Annotated in this window: 4 protein-coding genes; 3 read left to right on the top strand and 1 reads right to left on the bottom strand. The window is 48.1% G+C overall.

Features of this window, described 5'->3' with window-relative positions; genetic code table 11:
- Positions 1–587 precede the first annotated feature (587 nt).
- From LQ777_RS00640 to LQ777_RS00630, 3 genes are all read left to right on the top strand, one after another.
- Positions 588–1,814 carry a metallophosphoesterase family protein gene (locus LQ777_RS00640; RefSeq protein ID WP_232560593.1) on the top strand — a complete coding sequence of 409 codons (1,227 nt, stop codon included), beginning with the start codon at positions 588–590 and terminating at the stop codon, positions 1,812–1,814.
- The gene (locus LQ777_RS00635) at positions 1,811–4,900 is read left to right on the top strand and encodes an AAA family ATPase (RefSeq protein ID WP_232560592.1); all 3,090 of its coding nucleotides are present in this window, start codon (positions 1,811–1,813) and stop codon (positions 4,898–4,900) included. The genes LQ777_RS00640 and LQ777_RS00635 overlap by 4 nt, the downstream gene beginning before the upstream one ends.
- Before the next feature lie 88 nt (positions 4,901–4,988).
- The gene (locus LQ777_RS00630; protein ID WP_232560591.1) at positions 4,989–6,011 is read left to right on the top strand and encodes an alkaline phosphatase D family protein; all 1,023 of its coding nucleotides are present in this window, start codon (positions 4,989–4,991) and stop codon (positions 6,009–6,011) included.
- A gap of 71 nt (positions 6,012–6,082) precedes the next feature.
- Here LQ777_RS00630 and LQ777_RS00625 read toward each other — a convergent pair whose 3' ends face one another.
- Positions 6,083–6,898: an enoyl-ACP reductase FabI gene (locus LQ777_RS00625; RefSeq protein ID WP_232560590.1), complete on the bottom strand. Its 816-nt coding sequence runs from the start codon at positions 6,896–6,898 to the stop codon at positions 6,083–6,085.
- Positions 6,899–6,914: the final 16 nt, after the last annotated feature.

Below are 6,914 nucleotides of genomic sequence, written 5' to 3'. Positions count from 1 at the left end.
CTGGTGTTCGTTTGTTTCTCAATGTTTGGGAGTGCAAAGGTACTGCTTTGTTTCCCGTTTGTCAAGTGAAAGTGAAAATATTTTTTACTTTATTTTCGGTGGCTTTCGCTTGTAACACCTTGACGCTCAAAAGCTTAGTTTTGGTTGTCGTTGTGTTCCCGTGTAATTGGGAGTGCAAAGGTACGAGACTTATTTTTGTTTGTCAAGTAAAACTGAAAATATTTTTTTGACTTGATTTTCAGCGCTTTGCGTGTAACGGCTTGAAAGACAAGGACTTGCGTTTTGTATTTCGAACTGTTTCCCTCATTTGGGACTGCAAAGGTAGGGGTCTTTTTACCCCGTGTCAAGACCCCTACCAAAAATAGTTTAGCGAGCACCTTATCAAAATAGACTAATGCGCAAGCAGTCAGCACTTTACCATTCGAAAAAATTTTCAAACAATTTTAGAGAATTAGCGATATCGCTCGTCTAAGCGTGCTTTTCTAGCTTCAATAACCTTTAGACAAGCCATTTTCTAGTCGATTTGTGGTGCGATGAATTATATTGCGTATCCTTTTGAAACGTGTATCCTCATCTGAGGTTGAAGTATGAAAATTATACACACAGCGGACTGGCATCTAGGAAAACGGCTCCAGGATTTTCAACGACTCCAGGAGCAGCAGACTGTATTGGATGAGATTATTGAACTGGTCGAGCGGGAACAAGCCGATTTGGTACTTGTAGCGGGTGACTTGTTTGATTCATTTAATCCCAATCCCAAAGCCGAGGACTTATTATATAGTACGCTTAAGAAATTGACGGCAGGTGGTAAGCGTCCTGTAGTCGTGATTGCCGGAAATCATGACAATCCATATCGAATAGAAGCACAAGATCATTTTGGGCGCGAATGTGGTATTGTTTTCGCCGGTTTTCCGAAAACAGAGGTTCATTCGTACGAATTGAGTTGTCAGGCGAAATTGTTACGCTCAGCTCCTGGCTTTGTTGAACTGAAGCTACCTGGTCACGAAGCGCCGGTACGAATCATTCTTACGCCTTATGCCAATGAAAGCCGGATGCGTTCGTATTTCGGACAGACAAGTTTTGGTGATGAACTTCGGCAGCAGTTGCAGCAACACTGGGCAGGACTAGCGGATACTTATATGGATGATCAGGGCGTCAATCTGCTAACCGCTCATTTGTTCGTTATGAAACGCGGGGGCGAGCAACCCGAGGAATCGGACGATGAGCGTAGTATTTTGCAGGTTGGCGGAGCCTCCGTTGTTTACACGGACATGATTCCTCCGCAAGTGCAGTATACAGCGTTGGGCCATTTACATCGTTATCAGGAGATAGGTGGAGGACCCAGTCCGGTTATCTATAGTAGCAGTCCGCTAGCGTACAGTTTTGCGGAAGCCGACCAGCAGAAGTATGTTGTGCTCATTGACGCTGAAGCGGGGCAACCCGTAACGGTTACGCCGTTACCCCTCACCAGTGGTAAGCGGCTTTTACGTCCTCGATTCACACACGTCGTTGATGCCGTTGAATGGCTTCAACAAAATCCGGATTGCTATCCAGAGATTACGATGCAAACAGCAACGTATCTAACCAGTGAAGAGCGCCGACAGCTTCAGCAGGCTCACACGTCGTTGGTGACGATTATTCCCGATGTTCGTGATGTAGAGATGCCCGAGCAGGAAAGCGTACCAACGATAGACCTTACCAAAAGTATGAATACGCTCTTCACGGATTACTTCAAAAGCAAAAACAAAGGGCAGGAACCGAATGAGCGGCTTCAGCAATTGTTTAAAGAAATTTTAGCCACCGAATCCGAATGATACCCATTAAGCTGTCAATTCAGGGCCTTTATTCGTACCAAGAATTACAGGAAGTAGACTTCCAGCAGCTAATCGGGTCGAGTGTATTTGGCATTTTCGGCAAGGTTGGTAGCGGCAAAACCTCATTGCTGGAAGCTATTAGCTTTGCCTTGTACGGTAAAACAGAGCGCCTGAACGACCAGGACAAGCGTGCCTATAATATGATGAACCTGAAGTCGAAGCACTTGATCATCGACTTCGAGTTTCAGGCAGGTCCAGAGCAGCAAGTATACAAGTTTGTCTACGAATCAAAACGGCATCCGAAAAAGCACCACGAGATTACACCCGGTGAACGCCGAATGTTTATCCGTCAGGCTAACCAATGGCATCCGATTGGTAATGAAAAAGAGGATATAGCGGTTTTATCGAAGCAGATTTTAGGGCTTGATTACGAGAACTTCAAGCGGACCATTATTATTCCCCAAAACCAGTTTCGGGAGTTTCTGGAACTCAGCCCGCGCGAACGGACCGAAATGATGAACAAGCTGTTCAATCTTGAGCAGTACGATCTGGCGGGTCGGGTTGGGCGGTTGAGCAAAGCGAATGACGAACAGCTTTCGGAATTACGGGGTTTACTGGCTCCGTTGGAAACCGTGAATCCAGAAGCGATCAATCTTGCGCAAGATAACATCGCCCGTATTATAGAGTCACTGACGCGGAACGACGACGAAATCAAGCTATTGATTCCGGACGAAAAGCGTCTGCTCGATAGTCAGAATAAAAGTAAGCTCTTAACGATAGTCCAGCAGGAACTTGAGCAACTTCTTACGCAGGCACCCGCGTATCATCAATTGGAGCGCGATATAGCGATCTATGAGCGTTGTCTGTTGCTTTTCCAAGCCGATCTTGCCAGCCTTGAAAAACTCATTGGAAAACAATCGTCACTGGCCGAAGCGGAGCGCAAAGCCAATCAGCTGCTTACGACCATAACAAAGCGGCTGGCCAGTTTACAGGGTGTATACAATGCGGCCAAACAAGCCTACGAGTCGCGGAATGAGTTACAACAGAAAATCGATGAACTGGACACCGTTCAGCACATCTTAACGGTAAAGCAGTCGATCACGCTGCAACAGCGTAACCGGGATTTGTTGACAACACAGCTTAATCAGCAGACAAATCAGTTAGACCGCTGCAAGACGGATCGCGCCAAACACCAGCTTGTTCTTGATACAGCACTTGGGCAAACGTCAAATCTTGAACGCTTATATAAGGTACAGAACTGGTTTACGGCCTACAAACCTTTGAAGAAACAGGCCGACGATTTGCAGACCGCCATCGACAGCTACGACCTGACTCTTGAACAACTTAAGCAGCGCAAAGACGAGGCACTGATCGGCTTTAAACCCGAATGGACACAATTGGCACTTAAAGTTCTGCCTGATCAGATCGAAGAAGCGATTGCCCAACTGAAAGTTATTCGCGAAGAGCGTAGACTAAAACATCAGCAGCTATTTGTCCAGGATGAGCTACGGAAGTATGCCGATGCCCTGAACGAAGGAGAGCCTTGTCCGCTTTGCGGTTCAGAACATCATACAACCCGCCACAGAGGCACTGGTGAAGGTTCCGACCTGGCAAAAAGTTTGGCTGCGTTACAAAAGGTTGAGCTACGGATTGAGGAGACTACAGCCTTACAGTTGACGATCAAAGAACTCACTACGCAACTACGCGGTGAGCTGAATAACGGGAAAAGGCTTATTCAGGAACGAGCCGAAATCGTCCAGCAGCTTACGGAACACGAGGACACATTTATCTGGTCAGAATTCTCGAAAGAGCAGGAAGGACAAGTTGCGCAGGCCATTAAACAGGAAAGCGCTGGGCAGCAAAAACTTCAGGCAGCCCAAAAAGCGGTTCGGGATCTGGATAAACTCATCGATGAAGCCGAACACGCTTATAACGAATTGGCGAAGAAAAACGCGGAAGTCGATAATGCCATCGCGGGGTTGACAGGTCAATTAAAGCGGGATGCCGAATCGCTGGAACATTTTCGGCTCGATGAAGTGAATGGATGGGACCTGAATCAGATTGATGGGCTGCGTAAATCATTGACCCGATCGTATGAGCAGACAAAACTCAATTTCGAGGATGCCGACAAGCACAAAGGAATCGCCGAGAAAGAAGCAGCAGCCACGGAGGCCCAGATTCAGGAACTGACAATTCAACTGGCCGACATTGCGAAAGAAATCCAGACACTGGAAGCCAGCATCGACAAAAACCTCACGGATCAGGGTCTGGTTCGGGAGCAGGTGAATCGTATTTTGCGGTCCGCTCTGGATGTACATCGGGAAAAACAGCGGATCAAAGAGTATACGGAGAAACGGGTTGGTTTACAGCAACAGGTCGAAGCGCTGATGATCGAACTAGCTGAACACCCTTTCGATGCCATTGCATTGACCACTGTTCAGCAGCAACTGGCAACGTTACAAGCGCAGAAAGACGAACTCAATAAAGAACACGGCCGGGCGACTACTGTATTGACAACCCTCGAAGCTCAGTGGCAGCAAAAGCAGGGACATCAGAAGCGCTACGACGATCTTGACCTACGACGGCAGGATCTAAAAAAAATGGACGAACTGTTCCGGGCGCAGGGGTTCGTTAATTACGTCTCATCGGTTTATCTCAGAAACCTCTGCGAATCGGCAAACGACCGTTTTTTCAAGCTGACTAACAACCAACTAAAGCTTGAACTTGACGAAAAAAACAACTTCCAGGTGCGCGATTACCTCAACGGAGGTCAGGTCCGCAGCGTGAAAACGCTGTCCGGTGGCCAGACCTTTCAGGCTGCTCTGTCGCTGGCGCTGGCGTTGTCAGACAATATTCGGCACTTGACCAAAGCCAACCAAAACCTTTTCTTTCTCGACGAAGGATTTGGTACCTTGGACAAAGACGCTTTGCAAACCGTTTTTAAAACGCTGAAAGCCCTGCGTACCGAAAACCGAGTGGTCGGCATTATCTCACACGTCGAAGAATTGCAGCAGGAAGTAGACTGTTTCATTCGGGCTGAATCGACCGAAAACGGCAGCCGGATCATACGAAGCTGGGAAGAGTAAACGCTTTTTCGGTTTGTTAACGAATCGTGAACCCGCGCCAATTGAGGTGCGGGTTCTTTACTTTTATGCCACAACACAAACCTACTCGATGAAAACCTTCCTTACGTTTGGCCTTATTGGCAGCCTGGCGCTGGCCGGATGCCGGTCGTCCAAGCTCAGTACTGTTACTGATCAGAAACCGGCTACGACCATTGCCTTTGGGTCGTGCAGCCGCCAAAGCCTTCCACAACCGTTATGGGACGATATTGTGGCTCAAAAACCCGATGTGTGGATATGGCTTGGTGATAATATCTACGGTGACTCCCAAAGCATGGATACCTTACGCGCTAAGTATGCGGTGCAAAAGGCGAACCCGGTTTACCAGCAGTTGCGGCAATCGACCTCCATCATTGGCGTTTGGGATGACCATGACTATGGCGTTAACGACGGCGGGAAGGAATATCCGAAGCGGGAAGAGAGCCAGCAACTTATGCTCGATTTTCTGGATGTTCCAACCAATAGTCCGTTGAGAACGCAGAAAGGAGCTTACTCGTCGCATTCTTATGGCCCCAAAGGTAAGCGCGTCAAAGTGCTTTTGCTCGATGCTCGTTACTTCCGTGACCCCTTGAAAAAAGCGGGCGACGGCAAAGCGAATGTACCGGACCCGTCGGGCGACATCCTGGGCGAAGCACAGTGGCAATGGTTGGAAAAAGAATTGACCAACTCAGACGCCGACGTGCATGTTATTGGTTCTGGTATTCAGATCCTACCCGAAGATCATGTGTACGAAAAATGGGCCAACTTCCCGACGGCGCGCCAACGACTACTCGACCTATTAGGAAAGACAAAACCTAAAGGAGCTTTGATGATTAGCGGAGATCGCCATCAGGCGGAGGTGTCCAGAGTGACCGTACCGGGCTTGGGCTATGATTTATACGATATTACGAGTAGCGGTTTAACGCACGTATCGGCACCTCACGAAGAGGTTAATAAACACCGCGTCGGCCCTATCGTGGCAAAGCTGAATTACGGTCTGATCACTGTTAACTGGAACGAAAAACCGCTGAGAGCCACTGTCCGCATCAATGGCGATAACCAGGAAACGTACTTGACTCAAGAAATCAAGTTTTAACAATAGTACATTAACAGAAAAAGCGCGACATACCCATATCGCGCTTTTTCTGTTAATGTACGTCAGCGGATCTACTGCTTCGTCATCATGTCCATAACCTCGGCAGAAATACCCGTCATTGCAAAGCCACCGTCGTGGAAAAGATTTTGCATCGTAACCATACGAGTCAGGTCGGAGAAAAGCGTAACTACGTAATCGGCACACTGATCGGCAGAAGCATTCCCCAGCGGAGCCATTTTTTCGGCAAAGTCGAAAAACTTATCGAACCCGCCGATACCACCACCCGCCGTCGTTTGCGTCGGTGACTGCGATACGGTGTTCACCCGTACGTTCCGGTAGTTGCCGTAATGGTAGCCAAAGCTGCGGGCAATTGATTCCAGCGTCGCTTTCGCATCGGCCATATCGGTATAGAACGGAAACGTACGCTGAGCCGCCATGTATGTCAATGCGACAACAGAACCCCACTCGCTGATGGCGTCAAGTTTGTAAGCCGTTTGCAGCATTTTGTGGAACGACAAGGCCGAAATATCAAGGCTTTGCTTAAACCAATCGTAGTTCAGATCTGTATACGCTTTGCCTTTACGGATGTTGGGGCTCATACCGATGGAATGCAGCACGAAGTCTACTTTTCCGCCTAACACTTCCGTTGATTTGGTAAACAGGTTTTCAATATCGTCAACCGACGTAGCATCAGCCGGGATAATTTCAGCCTCACATTGTTCAGCCAATTGGCGGATAGTGCCCATGCGCATAGCGATTGGCGCATTGGTCAGCGTAAACGTAGCCCCTTCTTCTTTCGCCTTTAGAGCGACTTTCCAGGCAATTGATTTTTCGTCCAGGGCACCGGAGATGATGCCGCGTTTTCCATTCAGTAATCCGTAAGCCATTGTATTAAGTTTATAC

The organism is Spirosoma oryzicola, from assembly GCF_021233055.1.
Taxonomy (GTDB): domain Bacteria; phylum Bacteroidota; class Bacteroidia; order Cytophagales; family Spirosomataceae; genus Spirosoma; species Spirosoma oryzicola.
The sequence above is the reverse complement of the archived record's forward strand: the minus strand, read 5'-3'. Positions and strand labels throughout refer to the sequence as shown.

What these genes read in the sequence shown, in the direction of transcription:
- LQ777_RS00630 (WP_232560591.1), top strand. Translation starts at nt 4,989, where the DNA reads ATGAAAACCTTCCTTACGTTTGGCCTTATTGGCAGCCTGGCGCTGGCC.
- LQ777_RS00635 (WP_232560592.1), top strand. Translation starts at nt 1,811, where the DNA reads ATGATACCCATTAAGCTGTCAATTCAGGGCCTTTATTCGTACCAAGAA.
- LQ777_RS00640 (WP_232560593.1), top strand. Translation starts at nt 588, where the DNA reads ATGAAAATTATACACACAGCGGACTGGCATCTAGGAAAACGGCTCCAG.
- LQ777_RS00625 (WP_232560590.1), bottom strand. Translation starts at nt 6,898, where the DNA reads ATGGCTTACGGATTACTGAATGGAAAACGCGGCATCATCTCCGGTGCC.